At 66.5% G+C, this 25594-nt stretch carries 23 protein-coding genes; 11 read left to right on the top strand and 12 right to left on the bottom strand.

Annotated features, from left to right (window positions below):
- Nucleotides 1-18 precede the first annotated feature (18 nt).
- Nucleotides 19-627, bottom strand: coding sequence for a ribosome maturation factor RimP (gene rimP, locus C7453_RS01465; protein WP_245948696.1), 609 nt, complete (start codon nucleotides 625-627; stop codon nucleotides 19-21).
- A gap of 162 nt (nucleotides 628-789) precedes the next feature.
- Here rimP and C7453_RS01460 point away from each other — a divergent pair, with 162 nt between their 5' ends.
- From C7453_RS01460 to C7453_RS01450, 3 genes are read left to right on the top strand one after another with little or no spacing between them, the layout of a single operon-like run.
- Nucleotides 790-1392, top strand: a complete 603-nt coding sequence (locus C7453_RS01460; protein WP_114725371.1) for a hypothetical protein — start codon at nucleotides 790-792, stop codon at nucleotides 1390-1392.
- Nucleotides 1389-2657, top strand: a complete 1269-nt coding sequence (locus C7453_RS01455; protein WP_114725369.1) for an AAA family ATPase — start codon at nucleotides 1389-1391, stop codon at nucleotides 2655-2657. Before C7453_RS01460 ends, C7453_RS01455 begins: the two co-directional genes overlap by 4 nt.
- A 26-nt stretch (nucleotides 2658-2683) precedes the next feature.
- Nucleotides 2684-3679, top strand: coding sequence for a hypothetical protein (locus tag C7453_RS01450; RefSeq protein ID WP_114725366.1), 996 nt, complete (start codon nucleotides 2684-2686; stop codon nucleotides 3677-3679).
- A gap of 97 nt (nucleotides 3680-3776) precedes the next feature.
- On the opposite strand, the gene C7453_RS01445 is transcribed toward C7453_RS01450, so the two are convergent.
- The 4 genes from C7453_RS01445 to acnA form a co-directional block, all read right to left on the bottom strand.
- Complete coding sequence (locus C7453_RS01445) at nucleotides 3777-4664, bottom strand: LysR family transcriptional regulator (protein WP_114725364.1); 888 nt, start codon at nucleotides 4662-4664, stop codon at nucleotides 3777-3779.
- Between the two features lie 114 nt (nucleotides 4665-4778).
- Nucleotides 4779-6245, bottom strand: coding sequence for an ABC transporter substrate-binding protein/permease (locus C7453_RS01440; RefSeq protein ID WP_245948745.1), 1467 nt, complete (start codon nucleotides 6243-6245; stop codon nucleotides 4779-4781).
- Between the two features lie 35 nt (nucleotides 6246-6280).
- Nucleotides 6281-7024, bottom strand: coding sequence for an amino acid ABC transporter ATP-binding protein (locus C7453_RS01435; protein ID WP_255318181.1), 744 nt, complete (start codon nucleotides 7022-7024; stop codon nucleotides 6281-6283).
- Between the two features lie 76 nt (nucleotides 7025-7100).
- Nucleotides 7101-9794 (bottom strand): aconitate hydratase AcnA, encoded by a 2694-nt coding sequence (gene acnA / locus C7453_RS01430; protein ID WP_114725358.1) that lies wholly within the window; start codon nucleotides 9792-9794, stop codon nucleotides 7101-7103.
- Nucleotides 9795-9922: 128 nt separating this feature from the next.
- Here acnA and ccmA point away from each other — a divergent pair, with 128 nt between their 5' ends.
- Genes ccmA through C7453_RS01415 form a run of 3 tightly spaced genes read left to right on the top strand, consistent with a single transcriptional unit; the run spans nucleotide 9923 to nucleotide 12582 of the window.
- Nucleotides 9923-10690, top strand: coding sequence for a heme ABC exporter ATP-binding protein CcmA (gene ccmA / locus C7453_RS01425; protein ID WP_456303622.1), 768 nt, complete (start codon nucleotides 9923-9925; stop codon nucleotides 10688-10690).
- Between the two features lie 11 nt (nucleotides 10691-10701).
- Nucleotides 10702-11382 (top strand): heme exporter protein CcmB, encoded by a 681-nt coding sequence (gene ccmB / locus C7453_RS01420; RefSeq protein ID WP_114725356.1) that lies wholly within the window; start codon nucleotides 10702-10704, stop codon nucleotides 11380-11382.
- Entirely contained in the window at nucleotides 11383-12582 is a 1200-nt protein-coding gene (locus C7453_RS01415; RefSeq protein ID WP_114725354.1) for an acyltransferase family protein, read from the top strand. It begins immediately after the preceding gene.
- Here C7453_RS01415 and C7453_RS19055 read toward each other — a convergent pair whose 3' ends face one another.
- Together C7453_RS19055 and C7453_RS01405 are read right to left on the bottom strand one after the other, a co-directional pair.
- On the bottom strand, nucleotides 12583-12759 hold the full coding sequence (locus tag C7453_RS19055) for a hypothetical protein (protein ID WP_170222018.1): 177 nt from the start codon (nucleotides 12757-12759) through the stop codon (nucleotides 12583-12585).
- 349 nt (nucleotides 12760-13108) lie between these two features.
- Nucleotides 13109-14239 (bottom strand): type III PLP-dependent enzyme, encoded by a 1131-nt coding sequence (locus C7453_RS01405; protein WP_114725350.1) that lies wholly within the window; start codon nucleotides 14237-14239, stop codon nucleotides 13109-13111.
- Nucleotides 14240-14503: 264 nt separating this feature from the next.
- On the opposite strand from C7453_RS01405, the gene C7453_RS01400 reads away from it, so the two are divergent.
- Entirely contained in the window at nucleotides 14504-15508 is a 1005-nt protein-coding gene (locus C7453_RS01400) for a YihY/virulence factor BrkB family protein (protein WP_114725989.1), read from the top strand.
- Nucleotides 15509-15562: 54 nt separating this feature from the next.
- Here C7453_RS01400 and C7453_RS01395 read toward each other — a convergent pair whose 3' ends face one another.
- Nucleotides 15563-16198, bottom strand: a complete 636-nt coding sequence (locus C7453_RS01395) for a septal ring lytic transglycosylase RlpA family protein (RefSeq protein ID WP_245948695.1) — start codon at nucleotides 16196-16198, stop codon at nucleotides 15563-15565.
- A gap of 314 nt (nucleotides 16199-16512) precedes the next feature.
- Between C7453_RS01395 and aroQ the strand changes: the two genes are divergently transcribed.
- The 3 genes from aroQ to accC are packed head-to-tail and all read left to right on the top strand — an operon-like array spanning nucleotide 16513 to nucleotide 18760.
- Nucleotides 16513-16971 (top strand): type II 3-dehydroquinate dehydratase, encoded by a 459-nt coding sequence (gene aroQ, locus C7453_RS01390; RefSeq protein ID WP_174787956.1) that lies wholly within the window; start codon nucleotides 16513-16515, stop codon nucleotides 16969-16971.
- Nucleotides 16968-17417 carry an acetyl-CoA carboxylase biotin carboxyl carrier protein gene (locus C7453_RS01385; RefSeq protein ID WP_114725348.1) on the top strand — a complete coding sequence of 150 codons (450 nt, stop codon included), beginning with the start codon at nucleotides 16968-16970 and terminating at the stop codon, nucleotides 17415-17417. The genes aroQ and C7453_RS01385 overlap by 4 nt, the downstream gene beginning before the upstream one ends.
- On the top strand, nucleotides 17417-18760 hold the full coding sequence (gene accC / locus C7453_RS01380; protein WP_114725346.1) for an acetyl-CoA carboxylase biotin carboxylase subunit: 1344 nt from the start codon (nucleotides 17417-17419) through the stop codon (nucleotides 18758-18760). The genes C7453_RS01385 and accC overlap by 1 nt, the downstream gene beginning before the upstream one ends.
- A 154-nt stretch (nucleotides 18761-18914) precedes the next feature.
- Here the strand turns inward: accC and C7453_RS01375 are convergent, their stop codons facing one another.
- The 4 genes from C7453_RS01375 to C7453_RS01360 all read right to left on the bottom strand — a co-directional run bounded on the left by C7453_RS01375 (nucleotide 18915) and on the right by C7453_RS01360 (nucleotide 24221).
- A complete protein-coding gene (locus C7453_RS01375) occupies nucleotides 18915-21143 on the bottom strand; it encodes an FUSC family protein (RefSeq protein WP_114725344.1) in 2229 nt (742 codons plus the stop codon).
- Nucleotides 21144-21300: 157 nt separating this feature from the next.
- Complete coding sequence (locus C7453_RS01370; RefSeq protein WP_114725983.1) at nucleotides 21301-21831, bottom strand: adenine phosphoribosyltransferase; 531 nt, start codon at nucleotides 21829-21831, stop codon at nucleotides 21301-21303.
- 145 nt (nucleotides 21832-21976) lie between these two features.
- Nucleotides 21977-23308 (bottom strand): multidrug effflux MFS transporter, encoded by a 1332-nt coding sequence (locus C7453_RS01365; RefSeq protein ID WP_114725342.1) that lies wholly within the window; start codon nucleotides 23306-23308, stop codon nucleotides 21977-21979.
- Nucleotides 23309-23483: 175 nt separating this feature from the next.
- Nucleotides 23484-24221, bottom strand: coding sequence for a TVP38/TMEM64 family protein (locus C7453_RS01360; protein ID WP_114725981.1), 738 nt, complete (start codon nucleotides 24219-24221; stop codon nucleotides 23484-23486).
- Between the two features lie 248 nt (nucleotides 24222-24469).
- On the opposite strand from C7453_RS01360, the gene C7453_RS19220 reads away from it, so the two are divergent.
- Nucleotides 24470-25486, top strand: coding sequence for a COX15/CtaA family protein (locus C7453_RS19220; RefSeq protein ID WP_371858477.1), 1017 nt, complete (start codon nucleotides 24470-24472; stop codon nucleotides 25484-25486).
- Nucleotides 25487-25594: the final 108 nt, after the last annotated feature.

Below are 25594 nucleotides of genomic sequence, written 5' to 3'. Positions count from 1 at the left end.
CAGAACCTCCAGGACGTCTCAGTGAGTCTTGCGCGCCGGCTTCTCGCCGGGCGGGACAGGGGCTTCCGGGGCTCCGTCGTCGGAGACCCCCATCATATGGGCGCTGGCCGCGATCAGTTCATCGGTCAGAACCAGTCGCGCGCGGCGCATGTCCGACAGCGGCAGCGCCACTTCGGTTCCATCTTCCAGCCGCAACCGGCCGAGGCCCTCTTCGGCACCCAGCAGGATGCCCGAGAAACGCTTGCGGCCGTCGATCGGGATATTCACCTCGGCCTTGGCCAGATGCCCGGCAAACCGGTTCCAATCCTTCGCCCGCGTCAGCGGACGGTCGATTCCGGCCGAGGACACTTCCAGCGTCCAGGCGCCGGGCAGCGGGTCCTCGATATCCAGTACCGCGCCCACCGCGTGGCTGATCTGCTCGCAATCCTCGATCGCGATCAGGCTGCCGTCGGCGCGGTCGGCCATGATCTGCACCGTCGGGCTCTCCCGGCCCAGGATCGCCACGCGGACCAGTTCGAATCCCATATCGGCCAGGACGGGCGCCACGAGGGCGGCCACCTTGGCGTCCAGGCCGGTGAGGTGAGGCAGGTCTGCGTCCAAAACAAAAAAGGCGGCCGGTAAGGCCACCCCCCAAAAAAGCGGAAGATGAAGGAATGACGCTGATATAGGCGATAACGCACGCGGCCGCAAGGTGCATGCCACGACGGAACCCAGGGGCTACATTACATTACAATCACGTCCTCGTTTGCCTGCTTGCCCAATCGCATGAGGCACACGCATGATGCCCGGATGAGGCAGACGCCCGACCCCGAAGCACGCGCCGCGCCCGATGAGGCCGGACCCGGCAAAGGCCGGCCCCTATGGTACGGCCTGGCGGCGGGCATGATCGTCGTCGCCGGCTTCAGCGCCCGCATGGCCACCCAGAGCGAGCACCCGGCCCCCGCTCCCGCCCCGATCGTCAGCGATGCCACCCATGGCGCCGCCGCCGGCGCCAATGCGCTGACCAGCACCCAGCAATTCGCCATGATCGCACCCGACAACGCGCCGCGCGCCTTGCAGCAATCGGGCCTTCCGCCCGACCAGCAGGCCCGCATCCTGGCCGGCATCCGCAAGCGCGAATACCGGCTGGTGCAGATGCCGATCTATGACGAAGCCGGGACCGGCGGCGTCGTGACCGTCAGTTCGGGCGGCATCACCCAGACCGTGCCGCTCTCCCCCAAGCCGCGCACCGTGCTGCTGCCCATCCGCATTTCCGGCGAGGTCGATATCGCGCCGGTTTCCGATCCCGGCCCGGCCGGCGTCGCGCCGGGGGCCATCACGGTCCTGGGGCCGACCCCGCTGCCGGTCATTCACCGGGACCAGATGCTCGTTCTGGATGTGATCGTCCAATGAAGGCTCTTCTGCCCGCCCTGAACCGGCTGATGCCGGTCATGATGGTTATTTTTCTGATTCTCGCCAGCTTGCAGGCCGCGGCCTCGCTGCATCTTTCCCTCGCCAGCCTGACGCATTTCATGGAATGGTGTGCGCCGGCCTTTCCGGTGCTGATGGGCGGGAGCAGCCTGCTGGTCCTGGCGGGCATGATGTTCGAGACCCGCGCCGAACGGCTGGCGCGCAAGGGGCTACGGCGCCGACGGGGGTGGATGATGGATGTACTGGCCAGGCTGACCAATCGCACCGCGCTGGAAGAAATGCTGGCGCGCGAGCAGAAAGAAACCGTGATCGACGCCGAGGAACTGGCGGCCGGCCTGCGCGCGCGGGTCATCGGCCAGGACCAGGTCTGCGAGGACATCGCCGCCCAGCTTCGCCGTCGCATGGCCTTGCAGGTGCGCGGCAAGCCCGTCGGCATCTTCCTGCTGGCCGGCCCGCCGGGCACGGGTAAAACCTATCTGGCCAAGCAGATGGCGCGCCAGCTCGACCGCCCGCTGCTGCATTTCGACATGACGCAGATGAGTTCGCCGCACGCCGCGACGCAGCTTTTCGGCTCGCCCAAGGGCTATGTCGGCTCCGACACCTTCGGCAAGCTGACCGGCGGCCTGAAGGAAAAGCCCGACGCCGTCGTCCTGCTCGACGAAATCGAGAAGGCCCACCCCGACGTCTTCAAGAAATTCCTCACCGCCTGGAACGACGGCCACGTCACCGAGGCCTCCACCGGCCAGCAGATTTCCACCGTCCGCGCCATCTTCGTGCTGACCTCGAACATTGCGACCGATGCCCTGTCCGAGATCGCCGACCGCCTGGCCGACGAACCCGACCGCATGCGCGCCGAGTCGGTCGAGGCCCTGCGCCAGGCCGGCTTCGCGCCCGAGGTGCTGAACCGCCTGGACCGCATCTTCGTCTTCCGCGCGCTGACAGGGCTGGACGTGGCCCGCGTCGCGGCGCTGGAGATCGAGGCGATGATCGAAAGCTACGGCCTGAAGGTGGAGACGGGCGGCATCGACGCGTCGCTGCTGTTCGAGGTCATGCGTCGCCAGAGCAAGATGGGCGCCGCCGCCAGCGCCCGCGACCTGGTACGGTCGATCGAAGACATGATGAGCGATTCGCTGATTTCCGCCCGCCAGCAGGGGGCGAAGATGGTGCGCGTCGTTTCCGGCGAAGACGGCGTCACCGCCGAAATCGCCAACGATACCGAGGCCCAGCGGGCCCGCGTCCTGCGCTGACCCGCTTTTCCCTTACGGCGACCTGAATGTCCGCAGCTTCCCGTCTCTGGCACCGCGCGCCGATCTGGCGCGCGATGCTCTATTGCATCCCGCTCTTCACGGCGCTGACGCTGCTGTATCCGCCGGCGTACTTGACGCGGATCGCGGCCCTGCGGCCGGTGTTCGAGCGCATCAACCACACATTGGGCCGCACCCCGCCCCCACCGCCGCAGGCGGCCGCACCCGACGCCTCGCCCGACGCGCCCCCGCCCGCCCCGCCGGCCGAAGGCGCACCCGACAATGGCCAGCAGACGGCAGGCGGCCCGCAACTGGCGGCTCCGCCCATCACCTCGGATCTCGGCGGCGCCATTCCCTTCGCCGGCCGTATCCTGCCCCTGCCCGCCGGCACCTGGCACCCGGTGCTGACGACGCAGAGCGGCCCGCATGGCGAACTGCTCAGCAACGTGCTGGTGCGCGCCGAAGGCGGCGTCGTGACCGGCGTGATCATCGCCCGCGCCAGCACGCAATCCCTGCCGACCTCGACCGTCGATGCCATGAATAACGGCTGCCACGACGACCGGAACTACCTCTCGAAGATCGTTCCGTCGGATGCCAAGGTGATGGAATGCTGGTTCACCAGCCACGTCCAGATCGAAGGCCAGCCGCTGAGCGACAGCGTGGACATCCAGACCGCGTTCAACCGCCTGCACGTCCTGGGCTTCCCGATCCCGTATGTGATGCTGGTCGCCACCTGGAATTACGCCGAGGCCGCCGCCGATCGCGGCGCGAATATCGAGAACGTAACCATCCTGCTCAGTCCGGCCCGCAAGGGCACCATGGCCCTTCCTGCCCCGCCGGAGCAGTGGCTGAAACAGTCCCTGCCCCAGCACCCGGGCGCCGAGCATTTCGTGAATGCCGCCAATAACTGGATGGAGGGCTGGACGACCATGCTGCGCCGCGGCTTCCACGGCGACCTTACCAACGGCAGCCCGGATCTGGTGCGCGCCAGCCGCGATCCCGCGTCGGTCCTGCCGGGGGAATAAACGAGCCGTTCAGGAGCCTTGGGCCTGCGCGTTCCGAGGCTCCTGAACGAATAAAAGTCTTTTTGCTTCTTTTTCTTCAGAAAAAGAAGAAGCTCCCCTACCGAAGCACGTCCGAAATATCGATCAGGAAATCCAGCACCGTGCGCGTCCGCAGCGGCAGGGTGCGCGGCCCGGTATGCACCGCATAGAACGGCATTTCCGGCACGGTCCATTCCGGAAACAGGCGGACCAGCCGGTCGGCGGCGATATCTTCCCGCACCTGAAAGGCCGGCAGCAGACCGATCCCCAGGCCCGCGAGCGTGGCCTGATGCACCGCCTCGCTGCTGTTGGCGCGGAAGGGGCCGCTGGCGGCCACCACGCTTTCCTCGCCATTGCCTTCAAAATGCCAGTCATGGCGCGTGCCGCCATAGGTATAGGCGATGCAGGGATGGTTCAGCAGGTCACGCGGATGGGCGGGCGTGCCACGCCGGGCCAGATAATCGCCACTGGCCACCGCGATGCGTTTGACGGTGCCCAGGCGCCGGGCGATCAGCGACCCTTCCGCGATCTCGCCCACACGCACGGCCAGATCCAGCCCTTCCTCGACCAGGTCGCCGAACCCGTCGCGCATGATCAGTTCCACGGCCAGGTCAGGATGCTTGTCCAGCAACTCGCCCATCCGCGCCGTCATGTACAGACCGAACGCCGTGGTCACCCCCAGCCGCACCAGCCCGGAGACCGATGCCCGGCGACGCCCAAGCGCCGTCTCGGCGGTTTCCAGGATTTCCAGCACTTCATAGGCATGGGGCAGCAGGCTGCGCCCATCCTCGGTCATCATCAGGCTGCGCGTGGTCCGCGCAAACAGGGTGGCGCCATAATGCGCTTCCAGCAGCGCGATATGGCGCGAAATTGTTGGCTGACTGGCGCCGGTTTCCCGCGAAACCGCGGAAAACGAGCCAGTAGCAGCGACGCGAACAAAACTGTGCAGAGCGGATAGCAGATCCATGACCACATGACGTTCGGATTGTATTCGACTGGTTTTCTTTAGGCTTCCAGCCATTTATGCACAACGTGACATAAAACACCGCCGACATGTGCCAGACGCATCAAGTCGCCGCGATCAGATATGCCCCCGCCGCTGGCGCCCGGTATGAAACCGCGCTTCGGCCATGCGGGCCAGCCGCACGAACGGCAGGCCCAGCAGCAGATACGCCACGCCGATCAGCAGCCCGGTGCCGAAATAATCGTAGTAGGTCGAAGATAGCCGAACGTAGGTCTGGCTCAGTTCGGTCAGCGTGATCACGCTGACCAGCGAGGAGTCCTTGAGCAGCGAAATGAAATCGTTGGTCATCACCGGTATGACCATCCGCACCGCCTGCGGCACCACGACGAAACGCAGGGCCTGGAAATGCGTCATGTTCAGCGCGATAGCGGCCTCGATTTGCCCGCGCGCCACCGATTGCAGCCCGGCGCGGTAATTCTCGGCCTCATACGCCGCATAATTCATCCCCAGCGCCAGCACGCCGGCCACGAACGGCGACAGGCGCAGGCCGATCCCCGGCAGGGCATAGAAGATGAACAGGATCTGGATCAGCAGCGGCGTCCCGCGCACGATCTCCACATACAGCGTCGCCAGCGCCCCCAGCCAGCGCGGGCCATAACGGCGCATCAGCGCCAGGGCCAGCCCCAGTCCCACCGCCAGCACCATGGCACAGGCCGACACCGCGAAGGTCAGCACCGCACCATGCAGCAGCAGCGGCAGAAAGCTGACATAGCGGTCGAAGCGCGCCCGCCAGCCCGTCGTGGGCGCAGTGGCGGCCCGGTAATGGTCCCAGGCATCGGGCGCGATATCGGGGGTCGTGGCATCACCCGTCAGGGCGGCCATCGCGGGCGTCCACAATTTCCAGCGCGCCAGGATCCGGTGCAGTTCGCCGTCCCGCATCATGCCGTCCAGCGCCGCATTCACCTGGTCGCGCAGCGCGGTATTGCCCTGGGCGAAGGCCACGCCATAGGCCACCTGCCCGATCGGCTCGCCCACCAGCTTCAGGTCCGGGTCCGGCGTGCCGTAATAGAGCGCGATGGTGCCATCCAGCAGCACCGCATCCAGCCGCCCGTTCTTCAGGTCGGTGTAGGCGTTGGTCTCTTCCTCGTACGAGCGGATGCGGATCGACGGGTCGGCCTGCAACATGCGCTCGGCCGTGGTGTCCTTCAGCGTACCCACCACATGCCCGTGCAACGCCGCCAGCGTGTCCAGCCCCTGCTGGTCGCGGCGCACGGTGATGCGCTCGGTCGTCATGTAATAGGGGCGGCTGAACAGCACCCCCTGCTCATGTTCGGGCGTGATCTCGATTCCGTCGATCACCATGTCGTACAGCCCGCGTTGCAGGCCGGGGATCAACCCATCCCAATCGTTCTGCACAAACTGGGTCGGCCGGCCGAGCCGGCGGGCGATCGCCTGGGCAATCTCGTATTCGTATCCGGTCAGGCGCGACTGGTCGGCCGGATCGTGAAAGACGAACGGCACATTGGCTTCGGCATCCGACGCCCAGCGCAAGGGGGCGGCATGGCCGGCGACGGAGAAAACCATCACCACCAGCGCCAGCAGCAAGCCCACCACGCCCTTCACAGCACGGACCTCAGAAACTTCCGGGTACGCGGGTCCTGCGGGTCCACGAAAAGCCGGTCGGGATCGTCGGCCTCGACGATCTCGCCACCATCCATGAACACCACCCGATCGGACGCCGCACGGGCAAAGCGCATGTCATGCGTCACCACCAGTTGGGTCATCCCCTCGTCATCCAGGGTGCGCATCACCGACAGCACCTCTTCGGCCAGTTCGGGATCGAGCGCCGAGGTCGGTTCGTCATACAGCATCACATCGGGGCGCATCGCCAACGCACGGGCAATGGCCGCGCGCTGCTGCTGCCCGCCCGACAGCGTGTCGGGATAGCGCCCGGCCATGGCGGACAGGCCCACCTTGTCCAGCAGGGCCAGCGCCTCGGCCCGCGCGGCGTCGGCCGGCACGCGCTTCACCTGCACGGGGGCCAGCATCACATTGTCCAGCACGGTGCGGTGGGGAAACAGGTTGAAGGACTGGAACACCATGCCGACATGCGCGCGCAGGCGATGGGCGGCGTCCTCTTCCTGGCGGGTCCAGCGTCCACCGGTGCGCGTAATCGTCACGCCGGCGATCTCCACCGTCCCGGAATCGGGAATTTCGAGAAAATTGAGGCAGCGCAGGAATGTCGACTTCCCGCAGCCCGACGGCCCGATGATCGAGACCAACTCGCCCCGCGCCATATCCAGCGATATACCACCCAGTACCGCATGGCCATCAAAGACCTTGCGGATCTGATCGGCCCGCAGGACGGACTCAGCAAAAAACGCCGGCCCAGGTTTCCCCGGGCCGGCGCCAGACTCGTCAGACGGAAGAAAAGACCGTTCAGGCAGCTTCAGTCATCCCGCGCAACACATACTGCAGGATGCCACCATGCCGGTAATACTCGACCTCGTCCAGCGTATCGACGCGGCAGAGCAGCGGCACCGTTTCCTTGGTACCGTCGGCACGGGTGATCTCCATGTCGATCGTCATCCGCGGGGTGATGGTCTCCAGCCCCTTGATGTCGATGATTTCGTCACCCTTCAGGTTCAGCGACTTGCGCGTCGTCCCATCCTTGAACAGCAGGGGCAGCACGCCCATGCCGACCAGGTTGGAGCGATGGATGCGCTCGAAGCTCTCGGCGATCACGGCGCGAACGCCCAGCAGCAGGGTGCCCTTCGCCGCCCAGTCGCGCGACGACCCCATGCCGTATTCCTTGCCGCCGAACACGACCAGGGGCACGCCCTCGGCCTTGTATTCCATCGCGACATCATAGATCGAGCCTTCCTTCCCGTCGGGGAAGTGCTTGGACAGGCCCCCTTCGGTACCCGGCAGCATCTCGTTCTTGATGCGGATGTTCGCGAAGGTGCCACGGACCATGATGCGGTCGTTGCCCCGGCGCGAGCCGTAGGAGTTGAAATCCTTCGCCGAGACCTGGTGCTCTTTCAGATAGACACCAGCGGGCGAGCTTTCCTTGATCGCACCGGCCGGCGAGATATGGTCGGTGGTGATGTTGTCGCCCAGCAGCGCCAGCACGCGGGCACCCACGATGTCACCCTTCGGCTTGGGCTCCGGCGTGATGTCCTGGAAGTACGGCGGGTCCTGCACGTAGGTCGAGGTCGGGTCCCACTTGTAGGTCTCCGAACCGGTCGCGACCTTCAGGGCCTGCCATTCCTTGGTGCCTTTGCCGATCTGGCTGTAACGCTTGATGAACTCTTCACGGTTGATCGAGGAACCGATCAGGTCCGCGATCTCCTTGTTGGTCGGCCAGATGTCCTTCAGATAGACCGGCTTGCCGTCCTTGGAGGTGCCGAGCGACACGGTGGTGATGTCCTCGCGCATCGTGCCGAGCAGCGAGTACGCAACCACCAGCGGCGGGCTGGCCAGATAGTTGGCACGCACGTTGGGCGAAATGCGGCCTTCGAAGTTCCGGTTGCCCGACAGCACCGAAACGGCGACCAGCTTGTTGCCTTCGATCGCATCGACGATATGCGATTCCAGCGGGCCGGAATTGCCGATGCAGGTCGTGCAGCCATAGCCGACGGTGTTGAAGCCCAGCGCGTCCAGTTCTTCCGTCAGGCCGGCACGGTTCAGGTAGTCGGTGACGACCTGCGAACCCGGCGCCAGCGACGTCTTCACCCAAGGCTTCGGCTTCAGGCCGAGCGCGCGCGCCTTCTTCGCCACCAGGCCGGCCGCGATCAGCACCGCCGGGTTGGACGTGTTGGTGCAGGACGTGATCGCCGCGATCACCACGTCGCCGTGGCCGATCTCGTAGTTCGTGCCAGCCACCTTGGCCTTCTTGTGCGCGTAGGCGGCGGGAACGCCCAGACCACCGGTCAGCTCGGTTTCGAACGCATTGGTCGCGTCCTTCAGCGTCACACGGTCCTGCGGACGCTTCGGCCCGGCCAGCGACGGCACGACGGTCGAAAGCTCCAGCTCCAGCGTGTCGGTGAACACCGGCTCGTGCGATTCCGCGGTGCGGAACATGCCCTGCGCCTTCAGGTATTCTTCCGTCAGCTTGATGCGGTGTTCGTCACGGCCGGTCTGGCGCAGGTAATCCAGCGTCAGGTGATCGACCGGGAAGAACCCGCAGGTCGCGCCATATTCCGGGGCCATGTTCGCGATCGTCGCACGGTCGGCCACCGGCAGATGATCCAGCGCCGGGCCGAAGAATTCGACGAACTTGCCGACGACGCCCTTCTTGCGCAGCATCTGGGTGACGGTCAGCACCAGGTCGGTCGCCGTCGCGCCCTCGGGCAGTTTGCCCGTCAGCTTGAAGCCGATGACATCGGGGATCAGCATCGCGATCGGCTGGCCCAGCATCGCGGCCTCGGCCTCGATCCCGCCCACGCCCCAGCCCAGCACGCCCAGGCCGTTGACCATCGTGGTGTGGCTGTCGGTGCCATACAGCGTGTCGGGATAGACGTAGCTCTTGCCGTCAACGTCGGCCGTCCACGCGACCTGGGCGATATATTCCAGGTTCACCTGATGGCAGATGCCCGTGCCCGGCGGCACGACCGAGAAATTCTCGAACGCTTCCTGGCCCCAGCGCAGGAAGGCATAGCGCTCGCCGTTCCGCTCGAACTCGATGGTGACGTTGTCCTGCAATGCCTCGGGCGTGCCGGCCACGTCCACCATCACCGAGTGATCGATGACGAGGTTGACGGGCACCAGCGGGTTCACCTTCTGCGGGTCGCCCTTCAGCTTCAGTATCCCGTCGCGCATCGCGGCCAGATCGACCACGGCGGGCACGCCGGTGAAGTCCTGCATCAGAATACGCGAGGGTTTGAAAGGAACTTCCTTCGTGCTGCTGCCCGAGGGCAGCCAGCCGGCGATCGACTTCGCGTCATCGACGCTGTACGACCGGCCGTCTTCGAAACGCAGGATGTTTTCAAGCAGAACCTTGAGGCTGACCGGCAGGCGCTTCACATCGCCGATGGTCTTCTCAGCTTCCGGGATCGAGAAATAATGATAGGTCTTGCCGTCTACGTTCAGCGTGCGGCCTGTCTTGATTGAATCGTGCCCAACCGACTTCATTGGTTTTTTCCTCCGCGGCGTCAGCAACGGATTATCCAGTTGGGGCACGGGTCCGCATACAAAGGCGGTGTGTTCCCTCTGGACAACCGGCTTGATCTCCCAACGGTCGTAGAACATACCCGGACGCGGTGACGACACAAGCTGGCCCCGGTAACAAGAACGCGGGAGCCGGCCGTCGCCACCCCGCCACCGCCGCCGATCACAAGCCGAGGACGATCGCCATCCCTGCCTCCCGCCCCCCTGCCAGCCCGCTGCTGAATGTCGAAAATATCTCTGTTTTTCGAGGGGAAAGACTGGTTCTCGACGGGGTCGGCCTGCGCCTGGACGCCGGGGAGGCCCTGCTGCTGACCGGCCCGAACGGTGCAGGAAAGTCGACCCTGCTGCGCGTTCTCGCAGGATTGCGCAAACCGGAAGGCGGCCATGTCCTCTGGTCCGGGATCGACGCCCTGGCCGACCGCACGGCCCATGCCGAGCGGGTAGCCTATCTGGGCCATCAGGACGCCCTGAAACCCGGCCTGACCCTGCGCGAGAACCTGGCGCTGCCCGCCCGCGCGGCCGGGTCGAACCCCGACCAGGCCATGGAATCGCTCGATCTTCTACCCCTGGCCGACCTGCCGGCCCGCATGCTCTCGGCCGGGCAGAAGCGCCGCGCCGCCCTGGCGCGGGTGGTACTGGCCCGCGCACCGCTCTGGCTGCTCGACGAGCCCAGCCTGGGGCTGGACACACGCTCCATCGGCCTGCTGGAAACCCTGTTTCAGACCCACCGCGAGGCTGGCGGAATCGTGATCGCGACCACCCACGTCCCCCTGCCCCTGCCCGACGCGCGCACCCTGGCATTGCCCGGCGCCATCGCCGTGGATGCCGCGGAAGAGCTGGATATGGGGTTGTGGTCATGAAAGCCGGACCCATGCGCGCATCCATTCCCACCCTGCTGGCGGCCGTCATCGGGCGTGACCTGCGGCTGGCGCTGCGCCACGGCGCCGACACGCTGGGGTCGGTGCTGTTCTTCATTCTCGCCGGCGCGCTGTTTCCGCTCGCCCTCGGCCCGTCGCCGGAGTTGCTGCGTCGCATGGCTCCCGGCATCGTCTGGGTCTGCGCCCTGCTGGCCGCATTGCTGCCGCTGGACCGCCTGTTCGGGTCGGAACTGGAAGATGGCTCGCTGGACCAGCTCATGCTGTCCGGCCTGCCGCCCGCCCTCGTGGCGCTGGCCAAGATGATCGCGCACTGGCTCACCACCGGCCTGCCGCTGCTCTTGGCCGCCGCCCCGCTGGCCATCATGCTGGGCCTGCCGCTGCCGGTCCTGCCGATCCTGCTGGGCGGGTTGGCACTCGGCACCGCAATCCTGTCGCTGATCGGCGGCATGGCGGCGTCCATCGTGCTGGGCGCGCGCCGGGGCGGCGTGCTGCTGCCGCTGCTGGTACTGCCGCTGGCCACCCCCGCCCTCATCTTCGGCGCGGCGGCGCTCGACGCTGCCCAGACCGGCCTCTCCTGGCGACCAGATCTGGAACTTCTGGGGGCTTTCCTCGCCGGCGCGCTCCCGCTCTGCCCACTGGCCGCCGGCGCCGGCCTGCGGGCCGCCGTCGAATAGATGACCAACGCCGCCTCCGGAACCGGCACGCTCGACGGCCGCAATCCCGGCATCGACCTCGTGCGCGGCGCGTCGATCCTCCTCGTCGTCTCGCACCACATGGCACTGCGGATTCCCCTGGCGAAGACGGGCCTCGCCGGAATCGTCCCCCTGCCGCTCCTGCGCCTCTTCAGTTGGTTCGGCTACGAAGCCGTGTTCCTGTTCTTCGTCGTGTCGGGCTTCCTCGTCACCAGCCACACGATCCGGCGCTCGGGCTCCCTGTCCATGCTGGACCCGCGCGCCTTCTATGCCCGCAGGCTGGCCCGCATCGCACCCTGCCTGCTGGCCCTGGTCGCCATCCTCTCCGTACTCGATCTGTTCGGCGTGCCCGACTACACCATCACCCGCACCGACCAGACCCTGCCGCGCGCGATCGTCTCCGCCCTGGCCATGCACCTGAACTGGTACGAAGGGCACACGGGCTACCTGCCCGGCAGCTGGGACGTGTTGTGGTCCCTGTCGATCGAGGAACTCTTCTATCTGGGCTTTCCAGCCCTCTGCCTCTGCCTGGCAAGCATCCCTCGCCTGCGCACCAGCCTGTTCGCGCTCCTCGCCCTGTCGCTGCCGTTCGCCCTCGACGCCCTGGCCAACGCTCCGGAGATCTGGCGGGAAAAAGCTTACCTGCCCGGCCTCGCAGCCATCGCCACCGGTGTCTGCGCGGCGGTGACGGTCGCCGGCCGCCCCGCGCCGTGTCCGGGCATCGTCAACGCAACGGGCTGTTTCGCCCTCCTGGCGCTGCTGGCTGTTTTCCTTGGGGAAAATGCACTCTGGAGCCTGCTGGGCAATATGACGATGCTGGTACTGACCCTCGGCTGCGCCCTGCTGCTGGTCGCCTTCCAGTGGGGCTGGGGACAACACCGCCTGATGCACGGCACACGATGGCTGCGCTCCTGCGGCTTCATGAGCTACGAAATCTACCTGACCCACATGTTCGTGGTGTTCCCGCTCGTCGGCCTGTTCCACCTCAGCGGCGGCGACATGCGCACAGGCTGGCTCTGGTTTCCGCCCGCCTTCGCCCTGTCCTGGCTGCTGGGATGGGCGACCGACAGGCTGGTCTCGACACCCGCCAATCGCCAGCTGCGCAGGTGGCTTCAGGTCGGGGCACCGCCCCGAACCCCGACAAAGGGTATCGCCCTTTGGAAACCCAATCGTGATGCGTAATTACTGGATGCTGTCGCCCTCGCGCCGGCTGGTCCGCATCAGCCAGTCGATCTGATTACGGACCTTCAGCCAGAACAGAACATCGTCAGGCAGATCCTGATCCAAGCAGCGGGCGATATGACGCATCGTCATGCCGCGCGCGCCATCGCCACACACGACGATGAGAGAATGCGCCATCGTCCGGACGCTGACCTTTTCCCGCGCGTGCGCCTGCGATCTTTCCAGCATAGCTGCCTCGACCGTTGATGATGATCCACCTGAGGAAGAAACCGGCTGACCCATGGAAATGGATCGTTCCCGTGCCAGCGTCATGAGATAGCCCATACAAAACAGGACTTCTCCGGTCCTGCTTCCGCATACCGGAACGCTTGGGGTCAACCAGCGACCACGGCACAGAAAATCCGAGGAAGATGGTTTTATTATGACTACCGACCCCCCCTGAACACAAAACCCGTCGCCAGAGGCGACGGGTTTCGCAAGGGTACTACCCACCGGAAGCCCCCACGAAAGGGGGGAGCCGCCAGCTTCAGATATAATGCTCGGTCAGCGGCGCAAAACCATTGAACCGGGTCGAGCAGTAGGTCGAAACATACGCCCCGGTCGACAGCAGTTCGATCCGGTCGCCCGACGCCAGATCCAGCGGCAGGGCGTAGGGCGCCTTTTCGTACATGATGTCCGCGCCGTCGCAGGTCGGGCCGGCAATCGCCACCCGCCCCGTCGCGCCACCATCATGCGGCGTGCGGATACCATAGCGGATCGACTCGCCCTCGGTCTCGGCCAGACCACCGAACCGGCCGATATCCAGATACACCCAGCGCGTATCGTCCTTCAGCCCGCGATTGGTCACCAGCACGACTTCCGACGACACCACCCCGGCATCGCCGACGATGAAGCGGCCCGGCTCGACGATCATTTCCGGCAGGTCATTGCCGAAATGCTCGGTCATCGCATGGCTGATCGCCAACGCGAACCGGTCGATCTCCGGCACGTCCTCGCGATAGCGGATCGGGAAGCCGCCGCCCAGATTGACCATGCGCAGGTTCAGCCCCGCCGCGGCCAGGTCGGTGAACAGCATGCCAACCCGCGCGATCGCGGCTTCATACGCATCGGTCGTCGTCTGCTGGCTGCCGACATGGAACGACAGGCCATAAGGGTCCAGCCCCAGGTCCCGGGCGCGCAGCATCAGGTCGCGCGCGCTGTCCAGCGTGGTGCCGAACTTGCGCGACAGCGGCCATTCCGCACCCTCGTTCTCGACGATCAGGCGGCAATAGACGCGCGACCCCGGAGCATGGCGGGCCAGCTTCTCCAGTTCCTCGATGCAATCGAAGGCATACATCGTCACACCGGCCGCATGGGCATTGGCGATCGCCGACACCTTCTTGACGGTATTGCCGAACGAGATGTCCTGCGCCTGCGCCCCGGCCTCGAGGCACATGCAGATCTCTTCCCACGACGCGGCATCGAAGGCTGAGCCCAGCGACACCAGCCGGCGCAGAATAGCTTCCGCCGGATTGGCTTTCACGGCATAATAGATGCGCGCCAGCGGCAGCACATGCCGCAGCGAGTGATAGCGCGCCTCAACGCGATCGACATCGACGACGAGGCAGGGCGTGGCGGGCGAATGCTCCGCCAGAAAATGGGCGATTTTGGGAGTCATCGCACCCAAATCCCTTCTGTGAAATCCATCCGGGACGAAAGCCGGACAGGTGTTGCGAAACGGTCTAACGGACCAGCGACCAGAACCGGGTTCCAAAGAACCCCCAATTGCCAGAACGCTTGACGTCGTTGCGTAACCTCAGAGGGCCAGTGGCACGTGCGTTGTTGCGTGGAGAGCGCATATGGGGGCAAAGCATTCGGCGCGCAACAGAAAAATCGTCCCCTCCGCATGTTTTTTCGTTAGGTAGTGCAAACCCGCCGGGCGATGGCCGCCCACCCTGGGGCGCAGGTCGCCCCCTACCCGACCGACGGAGTCAGCTTGATCGTCCTGCAGCCCGAAAAATCCGAGCCTTTTGCCCCTGGACATCCCGCCCCTGGGGCCATCGATCCGCGGCAACTCTGGCGACCGGTCCTGCGCCGCATCCTGCGCAACCTGACATCGGACCAGATCACCCTGGCAGCGGCGGGGTGCGCGTTCTACGCGACGCTTTCCCTGTTTCCCGCCATCAGCACCCTGATCTCTATCTACGGACTGGTGCTGGACCCGGACACGGTGGAGCCGCAGCTCGACCTGCTCCGGCACCTGCTGCCGCCCGCCGCCTTCACCCTGATCGGCGAACGCATCCATACCCTGGCGGCCGAACCTCATTCGTCGCTGACGCTCAACCTGATCATCTCGACCAGCATCGCGCTCTGGTCGGCCTCGGCCGCCACCCGCTCGATCATCTCCGCCGTCAATATCGCCTACGGCACTACCGAGACGCGGGGCTTCATCCGCTTCCAGATGGTGGCGCTGGGCATGACGCTGTGCGCGATCTGCGGCGCGGTGCTCACGCTGGCGGTAATGGTGGCGCTGCCAGTCCTGATCAATTTCCTCCCCGAGCGCCTCGGCCTGGCGCCGCCACCCTGGTCGGTCGAACTGCTGGTGCAGATGGGCGGCCCGATCCTGCTGCTGCTATTCGTGCTGGTGGCCTGCACCCTGCTCTACCGGCTCGGGCCAAGCCGTCCGGCCGTCCCATGGCGCCACATCCTGCCCGGCTCCTGCGCGGCAACCCTGATCTGGATCCTCACGTCGCTCGGGGTCTCGTACTACATCGGCACCATCGCCCCCTACAACGCCACATACGGCCCGCTGGGCGCGGTGGCGGCAACGATGATGTGGTTCTTCGTGACCGCCTACGTCATCATGCTGGGGGCGGAACTGAACGCGGGGCTGGAAGCCGAGATGGAGCGGGCCCGCTCCGCCGAAGATCCCAAGCCGGCCCCGTAACCCACCACATGCCATCGGCAAGGCCGACGCGCCCGAGGACCGGGGGCACGCCGGTCAGCGTTGGTGGCGGGCGGCCGGTGCGCGGCGCTCGGCGCTCGGCCCGGCGGCAGCGATGGCATCGGCGCTGCTGTCCGACGCTTCGGCCTGCGCGACCTCGACGGCCGAAGCCGATTGAATCACAACGTGGGCGGTCCCGGCACTGAGCATCCCCAGCCGGGCCGCCGCGGCAGGCGAGAGGTCGATGATCCGGCTGCCATGGAACGGGCCACGGTCATTCACCGTCACCACCACCGACCGGCCGGTTTCCTGCGAACGCACCAGCAACTTCGTTCCCATCGGCAGGGTCGGATGCGCTGCCGTCAGCGCCTTGGGGTCGAACGTGCTGCCCGACGAGGTCCGGCTCACCGCCTGGCGACGGGGCCGGCGCATATGGCCATACCAGCTTGCCACGCCCTGCTCGGACCATGAGAGGGCGGACCGACCGGCAACCGCGATGCTATGGGACCGCCGCGCCAGCGCCGCGCGGACCGAAGCCGCCCACGCCGTCACCGGCCGGCCATCGCCCCCCGCCGCCTGCGCATCGGAAACACCCCCGGCAGACACCACCGCATCCGCCGTTCCCTCACGGGCATTGGCGGCGGACATGAAGAAAACGAGGCAGAGCAGCGACAGCATCGCCTGCCCACCCATTCGCATTCCTCGCGTTGTCCGATGCAGTTTCAATGCGTTTCCAGTCCTTTTAGGATCGGTCATCCAGTATCGGACCGCAATAGAGCAGTCCTGTCACCACCGAGTCCAGTTTTTTCCGCCACGATACCGGCGCAGGCGGCCGCAAAGCGTTCATGCCGCCACGGTTTTCCCGCGCTGGATCACGTTTTCGCGGTGAATTATGGCAATTTTCAGCCTTCATTACTGCCGCCTCTTCACTGGCCGACGAGCAGGACACCGAACCCCGCGCGATCATTCTCTTGGAACCGGTCGAAGAGCGTGCTACGGCGCCTGTGATGATAAAGCGCCCCCTGATCGTGGTCCTGAACGGGCCCAACCTGAACATGCTCGGAATGCGCCAGCCCGAAGTCTATGGTCGCGCGACCCTGGACGACGTGGAACAGATCTGCATCCAGGCTGCCGAGCGACTGGATGTCGGTATCGACTTTCGCCAGACCAACGGCGAGGGCGAACTGGTGTCGTGGGTCCATGAATGCCGCAACCGCGCGCAGGGGATCGTTATCAACCCGGCCGCCTACGGCCACACTTCGATCGCCCTGCTCGACGCGCTGCTGGCCGTCGAGCTGCCGGTGATCGAGGTCCATATCTCCAACATTCATCGCCGCGAGGATTTCCGGCATCACACCTACTGCTCCCGTGCGGCCGCAGGCGTCATCTGCGGCCTGGGAGTACGCGGCTATGCCCTGGCGCTTCAGGCGATGACAGACATGATTCTGGACGAGAACGACAGATGAGCCGACTGCTCGTGGACGCGGATGCCATTCGGGCATTGGCTGAAATTCTGACCGAAACCGGCCTGACCGAGATCGAGATCGCGGAGAAGGACAACCGCATCCGCGTCGCCCGCGCAGCGCCCGGCGTGGTCCATGCCGTGCCGGCCGCCGCGGCCGCCGCCCCGATCGCGGCCGCGCCCGTGGCCGCCGCGCCGGCCGACCCGGCCAAGCATCCGGGCGCCGTCACCAGCCCGATGGTCGGCGTGGCCTACCTGACGCCCGACCCCAGTTCGCCCCCCTTCGTCACCGAAGGGCAGAGCGTCACCGCCGGGCAGACCCTGATGCTGATCGAGGCGATGAAGACCTTCAACCAGATCAAGGCCCCCCGCGCCGGCACGCTGAAGAAGCTGCTGGTCGTCTCCGGCGATCCGGTCGAGTTCGGCGAAGCCCTGGCCATCATCGAGTAATGTTTTCCAAGATCCTCATCGCCAATCGTGGCGAAATCGCCCTGCGGGTCCTGCGCGCATGCCGCGAAATGGGCATCCGCACGGTCGCGGTCCATTCCACGGCCGATGCCGATGCCATGCATGTGCGCCTGGCCGACGAAGCCGTATGCATCGGGCCGCCCTCCTCGCGTGACTCGTACCTGAACGTCGCCGCCATCCTGTCGGCCGCGACCATCACCGGTGCCGACGCGATCCATCCGGGCTACGGCTTCCTGTCCGAGAACGCCGATTTCGCCGAGACGGTCGAGGCCCATGGCCTGGCCTTCATCGGGCCGACCGGCCAGCACATCCGGATGATGGGCGACAAGATCACCGCCAAGACCACCATGCGCGCGCTCGGCGTGCCCCTGGTGCCCGGCTCGGACGGTGCGCTGGCCAGCCTGGACGAGGCCCGCACCGTGGCCGCCCAGGTCGGCTACCCGGTGCTGATCAAGGCCGCCGCCGGCGGCGGCGGGCGCGGCATGAAGGTCGCCCGGACCGCCGACGAGCTGGACGAAGCCTGGAGCGTCGCCCGCACCGAAGCCCGCGCCGCCTTCGGCAATGACGAGGTCTATCTCGAAAAATACATGGACCGGCCCCGGCACATCGAGCTGCAGATCCTGGCCGACACCCATGGCAACGTCGTGCATTTCGGCGAGCGCGACTGCTCGCTCCAGCGGCGCCACCAGAAGCTGCTGGAAGAAGCCGGCTCGCCGGCCCTCACGGCCGAGCAGCGTGACGCCATCGGCGCCACCGCCACGGCGGCGCTGCGCAAGCTGGGCTACCGCAACGCCGGCACGCTGGAATTCCTCTACCAGGACGGCCAGTTCTGCTTCATCGAGATGAACACCCGCCTGCAGGTGGAACATCCGGTGACGGAAATGCTCTGCGACGTCGATCTGGTGCGCGAACAGATCCGCATCGCCGCCGGCGAACCGCTGGGCTACGATCAGTCGGACATCACCTTCAGCGGCCATGCCATCGAATGCCGCATCAATGCCGAGGACCCGGCGACCTTCATGCCCACGCCGGGCACGGTCACGGTCTATCACCCCCCCGGCGGCCTGGGCGTACGCATCGACAGCGCGCTGTATGCGGGCTATCGCGTGCCGCCCTATTACGACAGCATGATCGGCAAGCTGATCGTCCACGCCCCCACCCGGCCCGAGGCCATCGCCCGGATGCGCCGCGCGCTCGACGAGTTCGTGATCGACGGCGTCAAGACGGTGATCCCGCTGCATTGCAAGATCCTGGACGATCCCGAGTTCCAGAAGGGCGACTACACCATCCACTGGCTGGAACGCTTCGTCGCCAGGCACGGCTAAAGACCAACCCACTCCCCGTCATGTAACAACGACCGGGTTTCCAAAGGGCGATGCCCTTTGGTGGGTCAAGGGCAACGCCCTTGCCTTTCGCCTCAGAGCCTGACCGAACATGCGCGCTGGCGGCGATCCAACGCGCATGTTCGGTCAGAGGCGCTCACCCGAAAGCGGTATCCATGTACGGGCTCGACGCATCGAAAAACAGCCGGTTGGCGTCGAGTTCGTAGGAAATCACATCCAGGCTGGCCAGGGCGCGGTCCATTTCCATCCGCACGCCCAGATTGGGCTCCTGCCCGGCCTCGGCCGCGATCCGCTGGCTGGCCAGTCTGGCCGCGCGGGCGGTCCGGCCGTAATGGCCGCCATAACGACCGCTGAACTGCTCCATCCGGCCCATCATAGCCTCGATCACCTGGGTGGCGGCAGCCGGCAGGAGATTGCGTGCCAGGATCCGGCGCAGACGGATGACATTCAGGCCGATCGTCATCGCCGAGAGCGTGCCTTGCAGATAGGCATCGATCACCGGCTCCGGCGTCTCGCCGGCATTGGTCAGCAGGCGCACGAACCGGTCCACGTTCCGTTCGACCACGAAAACGGTGGTCGGCAGGTTCGCCGACCGCGCCACCTGCCGCAGCCCCTTCAGGATTTCGGTCCGCATCTGCCAGCGCATGGCATTGATATCGTTGGGCAGCACCAGACGAAACGACCACATCGCATACCACAGCGCCAGGATCAGCGGCATGGCGGTATTGAAGAACGTGATTTCGTCCAGCCGCCCCTGATTGTCGGGGCCCACGAGAATGGGCAGGAACAGGTTGTACGACACGGCGGCGAGGACGATGGTGGGATAGGCAAAGGCCAGCCCGCCCGCCAGCATCGGCAGGCTGAGGCACAGGGCCAGCACTTCGAAGGTCGAGGGCGTCGCCAGCGCCCACAGCACCAGCACCCCCGACACGCCCACCGCCCACAACGCCCCGGTCAGAAAGGCCTGCGTCGCCAGGGCCGGCTTCTCCAGCGTCGAGAACAGGCTGCACACGATCGAGACGAACATCAGGAACAGCAGCCCGACCGACCAGCCGGTGGTAATCCAGATCACCCCGGCACCGAAGATGGTGATCGAGGCACGCAGGCTGTTGGCACCCGCCAGCCGCCAGTCACGGAACGTCTTGATCCGATAATGGAAATGGTCGTGCGGCAAGGGGTGCATGCTGGCTTCGAACTGGGTAATCGCCCCTTCCAGATCCTCCAGCATGCCATCGAGCGCATGATGCAGCATGCGCTGCCATTGCAGGCTCCGCGCCTCGTCCACGCCTGCCGGCGGCCGGGTATCGCTGCCCATCTCGGCCCCCAGCGAATCCGCGATCACCTGGCGACAGGTGGCGCGCAGCCCCGCCAGTTGCAGCAGGGTGGGCTGGGTATCCCCAGCCTGCAACCGCTCGGGCAGGGCCAACAGGAACGTCCGCACCGACGCCGCCGTGGTGCTGAACGTATCGCCCTCCACACGGCCGGGCGTGTGCAGCAGCGCCGACAGGTCCAGCCCGCGTGACAGCAGCACCGCCACGCGCGCCAGCGCGGCACGGGCATGGTCGCCTTCATGGCCATGATGGCGGCCCAGTTCCACCTCGGCGAACTCGATCTGGTCGCTCAGCGCGGTAATGGTCGAAAACACGCCCCGCACCCGCGTCAGGGCCTGCTGGTCTCCGCCCAGCAGATCGGCCAGCGCATGCGCGGCTCCGTCGATCGCGGTGAGGAAATTATGGGCCAACCGGTCGCGCGCCCGCTCCCCCAGCCGGAACTGAAACAGCGAAGACACCGTGCTTTCCAGCACGATGCCCAGCACGATGTAGGTCGCGCGCGCCATGGCGATGGCAAAGATATGCTGCGGATCGGCAATGCCGTCCAGCGCGATGATGGCGTAGGTAAAGCCGCTCGCCCGCATCCCGTGGATACGGTAATTGGTCATGGTGGCGGGGCCGGGCAGCAGCGTGCCCACAAAGCAGAACAGCCCGATCCCCACCGCCAGTAGCAGGATGAACAGCAGGGGCTGCTGGGGACAGGCCGCCACCAGCGCCACGGCGAAGATGGTGCCGACGACCATGCCGAACAGATGCCAGCGCGCCTTGGCCACGCTCTTGCCGCGCGAGCCCTGCGCCACCATCCACACGGTCAGCGCCGCCCATTGCGGACTGCCCAGTTCCCACCACAGCGCGATGCCCAGCGCGATCAGCGAGGTGATCGTGGTGCGCAGCGCATAGCCGAAGGTCAGCAGGTCGGGGGCATAAAGCCAGCGCAGGCGGTCCTGCCGGCGGGGAACGCCCGACCAGATCTGGGACCACAGATCGTGCAGCCGGGCCAGGTCAAAGGTCAGCGACGGCTCACGGCTCTTCATCCCGGCATCATACTCCTGCGCCTCACCCGCCGCCGGACGGTGGCCTCTGTGACGAGACCATCATTAGAACACCGCGCCATCCACCGACAGTACGGTGAACCGAATAACAGAGGTCATGAAACCGCATTTCCCGGCCGCCGAAGCGACCGGGCCATCATCAGTCGTCGTAGGTGACCAGGGCCTTGACCGGCACGTCCAGCCGCGCGCGTCCACCCAGCGCACGCAGTTCCACCAGTACCGAAGCGCCGACGACCTCCGCGCCGACCTTGCGCAGCAGCGCGATCGAGGCCGCCAGCGTGCCGCCCGTCGCCAGCAGGTCGTCCATCACCACCACGCGCTGACCGGGCACGATGGCATCGGCCTGGATCTGCAGCGTGTCGCTGCCATATTCCAGCTCGTAGGAATGCGAGACCGTTTCGCCCGGCAGCTTGCCCGGCTTGCGCAGCATCACCAGCCCGCAGCCCAGCCGGCTCGCCAGCGGCGCCGCGGTCAGGAAGCCGCGCGACTCGATCGCGGCCAGCATGTCCGGCGCCCAGGGGGCGACCTCGTGCGTCACCCGCCCCATCGCCACCTGCCACGCATCCGCGTTCCGCATCAGGGTGGAGATATCGTAGAACAGGATACCCGGCTTCGGAAAATCCGGAATGCCGCGAATGTGCTGTTTCAGGTCCATCGTGGCGGTCGTCATGTCCGTGTCCAAATCCATCCCGTCGTAAACCGATTCCACGGCGAAAACCGGCCCGGACCTGTCGTCCGGGTCGGAAAAAATCGCCGTGCCGTAGCTACCCCGCTCCCGCCACCGCCCGCAAGCCCGATGAGGGCGGCCGGGGCCGTCAATGAACCATGGGCGGCGCGCCCGGTGCCTCTCCGTCCATATGGGCCTCGGCCTCCGCCTCGCCCGCACGGCGCCGGGGCCGCAGCAGCACCATCATCAGCATGATGATGGCCCCCAGCAGCATCACGCCGGCCATCGGCACCGGTGTGGTGCGCGGCAGCATGCCGACGAAGGCGCCGGCGATCGCGCCCAGCACATATTGCAGCGTGCCGATGAAGGCGGCGGCACTGCCGGCCAGGCGCGGATGGTCGGCCATCGCCCCCACGGCGGCATTCGGCCCGATGATGCCGGTCGTGCCCAGCGCGACCATCATCGTCAGGATCAGCGGCACCAGCGCCAGCCCATGCGGCGTCGCTCCGCCATGGATCGCAAAGGCCATGACGACCGACACCACCAGCATCCCCACCGTGCCCAGCACGGCGGTGCCCACCGACATGCCGAGAATGCGCCCGGCATCGATCCGCCCCACCAGCATGCCGTTGATCTGCGAAGCCCCGATCATGCAGACGGCGAAGACGCCGAACAGCATGCCGAACCCGGCCGGCGTGAAGCCGAACAGATGAATGAAGACCGAAGGCGCCGCCGACAGATAGGTAAACGACATGAAACAGCCGAAACCGGCGATCATGGCGTTGGTGATGAACCCCCGGTCGCGCGCCAGCATCACATAGCGCGTGGCCAGCGCGACGGGGGACAGGATGCTGCGCTCGCGTTCCGGCAGGGTTTCCGGCAATACCCGCGCCACCAGCACGGTACAGATCAGCCCATAGGCCGCCGAGGCCCAGAAGATCGACCGCCAGGTGGTGAAGGACAGCACGAAACCGCCGATCGTCGGCGCCAGCACCGGCACCACGCCCATCACCAGCACCAGCCGCGACATCAGGCGCGCGGCCTCGTTGCCGTACGAGATATCGCGCACGCAGGCACTGGGAATCACCAGACTGGCCGACGCCCCCAGCGATGCCAGCAGGCGAAAGCTGGAAAAGGTCCAGATATCCCCCGCCAGGGCGCAGCCGACCGAGGCCAGCGTATAGATCAGCGTACCGACCAGCATGGGCATGCGCCGCCCGAACCGGTCGGAGAGCGGTCCCATGGTGATCTGCCCGATGGCGAGGCCGACGAACCAGATGGCCAGGGTCATTTCAGCCGAGCCCGCCTGGGCGTGCAGCGACGCTTCCAGCGCCGGGAAGGCGGGAAGGTAGATATCCGTCGATACCGGACCCACAGCCGTCAGGAACCCAAGCAGGATGGCAATCCAGTTCATGGGCCGGGCAACGGAAGCGGTGGCAGGGGCATCGTCGGATCTCGCGGCTATCGCAGGTGGCGCCATCGGCGGCACTCCATTAGAGATCGTCGGGACCTACTATCTCAGCGTGTCACCGGATTTCATCATATAAATACTGTAAGGCTGCATTTCGCCCGACGCGGTGCATACACGCAACAGCCCCGGCGACGCCGCCCACCCCCGGATCAGACGGGGGGAACGGGGCCACAAGATGGCACGTTCACGGCACCCTGGGGGCACGTTCCTCCAGGGCACGCTCCTCTGGGGCACGCTCCTCGGGGCCCGCGTCCCGCGACGCCATGCGCCGCGCCAGCCACAGGCCCAGCGCCCCGGACCCGGCGAACAGCACCGCCGCCAGCCCCACCTGCCAGCCATGTCCTATCCGTGCCCCGCCCCCCAGCAGTACGAACACCACCGTCTGCGGCAGGCTCCCCAGCAACGTCGCCAGCATGAACGGCACGAACCCCGCCCCCGAAACCCCGGCCAGCAGATTCAGCATCAGCGCCGAGCCCACGGGCAGCAGGCGAATAGTCAGGATGGCAGTGAAGGGATGGGCGGTCACGAACCCGTCCAGCCGGGCCAGCCGCCCGGCCAGCCGCCGCCGCACGCTCGCCCGCCCCACCCCGCGCGCCCAGCCGAATCCGCCGGCCGCCCCCGCCAGCGTCGCCAGGCTGGCCAGTACGATGCCCTCGGGCGCACCGTACGCTACCCCGGCGGCAAAACAGACAAGCTGCCGCGGCAGCCCCACGGCACAGATCGCCGACCCCACCAACAGAAAGACCAGCCGTCCCGCCATGCCGTCCCGCAGCAGCGCGGTATCGCCCAGCATCCCCCGCAGACCCGGCGCATAGCGTAGCGCCAGCCCCACCGCGATGCAGGCCGCCACCATCAGCGCCGGCCGCGCCAGCACGGCCAGGCCGCCGCCACGCGGGGGGTCAATAACAGCGCGCTCCGTCATGCCGCGCACGGGTCGGGACGAGGAAAAAAAGAGGCCATGGCGTCAGGTCCGCTGCTGGAATCATTCAGGGCATGGCGGCAAGAGGCACATCCCGGCATCCGGGGTGCGGGCCATGCACTAGCATCGGCTTGCGACCGGCAGCAAGGCAGGTCTAAATCCCCTTCATGTCCGTACATACCATCCCGCAGACCGCCGCCGCCCGCGACGCTGCCGCGTCCATCTCGCCCCGCAACCGGCAGCGCATTTCCATGTGGCTGTTCGTCATCTGCTTCATGCTGCTCGGCATGATCGCACTGGGCGGCTATACGCGCCTGACCGGCTCGGGCCTGTCGATCATGGACTGGCGCCCGGTCACGGGCATGATCCCGCCCCTGTCCCATGCGGAATGGGAGCGCCAGTTCGCGCTGTATCAGACCATCCCGCAATACAAGATCCTGCATGACGGGTTCGGGCTGGCCGGCTTCCAGAAGATCTTCTGGGCAGAATGGACCCATCGCTTCTGGGGCCGGCTGATCGGGCTGGTGCTGCTGGTGCCGCTAATCTGGTTTGCGGTCACGGGCGCACTCACCCGCGGGCTGATCGCGCGGCTCCTGCTGTTCTTCGTGCTGGGCGGCCTGCAAGGCGCCGTGGGCTGGTTCATGGTCGCCTCGGGCTTCGACGCCAACAGCACGGCGGTCGAACCGGTGCGTCTGGTCCTGCATCTGTGCTGCGCCTTCGCGCTCTATATCGCCATCCTATGGACGGCCCTGTCGATCCGCACCCCGGCCCCCGCCTTCATTCCCGCCACGGTCGCGGTGGTGCGGACCAGGCGGTTGGTCTGGTGCGCCACGATCCTGATCGGCATCACCATCATCGCCGGCGGTTTCACCGCCGGCACCCATGCGGGCTTCGCCTACAACACCTTCCCACTGATGGAAGGCCGCCTGATCCCGCAGGGCTACGCCAAGCTGTCGCCATTCTGGCTCAACTGGTTCGCCAACATCCCCGCCGTCCAGTTCGACCACCGGCTGCTGGCCACCGTCACCGCGCTGGTCATCGGCGCCACCGTCTTCAGCGGCCTGCGCACGCCGCAACTGGGCAAGCCGGCGCAGGACATCCTGATGCTACTGGGCTGGGCGGTGCTGATCCAGTACGCCCTGGGTGTCACCACCCTGCTGCTGGTCGTGCCCGCCTGGGCCGGCACCGTGCACCAGACCTGGGGCGCCGTCCTGCTGACCGTCGCCATCGTGGCGCTGCACCGGCTGCGCGGCGTCGGCCGCGTGTAACGGCGCCGCTCCAGCCGTATCAGAGGCCGGAGCAACAGGCTGCGCGGCAGCGGACGGACCAGCAGCGGCCGACGGCGCCACCGAAGGCGGCGTGGCCGACGGATAGCG

The organism is Gluconacetobacter liquefaciens (genome assembly GCF_003350405.1).
GTDB classification, from domain to species: Bacteria; Pseudomonadota; Alphaproteobacteria; order Acetobacterales; family Acetobacteraceae; genus Gluconacetobacter; species Gluconacetobacter liquefaciens.
This window is presented reverse-complemented; position numbering and strand designations above follow the sequence as displayed.

What these genes read in the sequence shown, in the direction of transcription:
- aroQ (WP_174787956.1), top strand. Translation starts at nt 16,513, where the DNA reads ATGATAAAGCGCCCCCTGATCGTGGTCCTGAACGGGCCCAACCTGAAC.
- C7453_RS01365 (WP_114725342.1), bottom strand. Translation starts at nt 23,308, where the DNA reads ATGGCGCCACCTGCGATAGCCGCGAGATCCGACGATGCCCCTGCCACC.
- C7453_RS01405 (WP_114725350.1), bottom strand. Translation starts at nt 14,239, where the DNA reads ATGACTCCCAAAATCGCCCATTTTCTGGCGGAGCATTCGCCCGCCACG.
- C7453_RS01450 (WP_114725366.1), top strand. Translation starts at nt 2,684, where the DNA reads ATGTCCGCAGCTTCCCGTCTCTGGCACCGCGCGCCGATCTGGCGCGCG.
- C7453_RS01375 (WP_114725344.1), bottom strand. Translation starts at nt 21,143, where the DNA reads ATGAAGAGCCGTGAGCCGTCGCTGACCTTTGACCTGGCCCGGCTGCAC.
- ccmB (WP_114725356.1), top strand. Translation starts at nt 10,702, where the DNA reads ATGCGCGCATCCATTCCCACCCTGCTGGCGGCCGTCATCGGGCGTGAC.
- C7453_RS01445 (WP_114725364.1), bottom strand. Translation starts at nt 4,664, where the DNA reads ATGGATCTGCTATCCGCTCTGCACAGTTTTGTTCGCGTCGCTGCTACT.
- C7453_RS01440 (WP_245948745.1), bottom strand. Translation starts at nt 6,245, where the DNA reads ATGGTTTTCTCCGTCGCCGGCCATGCCGCCCCCTTGCGCTGGGCGTCG.
- C7453_RS01460 (WP_114725371.1), top strand. Translation starts at nt 790, where the DNA reads ATGAGGCAGACGCCCGACCCCGAAGCACGCGCCGCGCCCGATGAGGCC.
- C7453_RS01455 (WP_114725369.1), top strand. Translation starts at nt 1,389, where the DNA reads ATGAAGGCTCTTCTGCCCGCCCTGAACCGGCTGATGCCGGTCATGATG.
- C7453_RS01400 (WP_114725989.1), top strand. Translation starts at nt 14,504, where the DNA reads ATGGCCGCCCACCCTGGGGCGCAGGTCGCCCCCTACCCGACCGACGGA.
- C7453_RS01370 (WP_114725983.1), bottom strand. Translation starts at nt 21,831, where the DNA reads ATGACGACCGCCACGATGGACCTGAAACAGCACATTCGCGGCATTCCG.
- C7453_RS01385 (WP_114725348.1), top strand. Translation starts at nt 16,968, where the DNA reads ATGAGCCGACTGCTCGTGGACGCGGATGCCATTCGGGCATTGGCTGAA.
- C7453_RS01360 (WP_114725981.1), bottom strand. Translation starts at nt 24,221, where the DNA reads ATGACGGAGCGCGCTGTTATTGACCCCCCGCGTGGCGGCGGCCTGGCC.
- C7453_RS19220 (WP_371858477.1), top strand. Translation starts at nt 24,470, where the DNA reads ATGTGGCTGTTCGTCATCTGCTTCATGCTGCTCGGCATGATCGCACTG.
- C7453_RS01395 (WP_245948695.1), bottom strand. Translation starts at nt 16,198, where the DNA reads ATGGGTGGGCAGGCGATGCTGTCGCTGCTCTGCCTCGTTTTCTTCATG.
- C7453_RS19055 (WP_170222018.1), bottom strand. Translation starts at nt 12,759, where the DNA reads ATGGCGCATTCTCTCATCGTCGTGTGTGGCGATGGCGCGCGCGGCATG.
- accC (WP_114725346.1), top strand. Translation starts at nt 17,417, where the DNA reads ATGTTTTCCAAGATCCTCATCGCCAATCGTGGCGAAATCGCCCTGCGG.
- acnA (WP_114725358.1), bottom strand. Translation starts at nt 9,794, where the DNA reads ATGAAGTCGGTTGGGCACGATTCAATCAAGACAGGCCGCACGCTGAAC.
- C7453_RS01415 (WP_114725354.1), top strand. Translation starts at nt 11,383, where the DNA reads ATGACCAACGCCGCCTCCGGAACCGGCACGCTCGACGGCCGCAATCCC.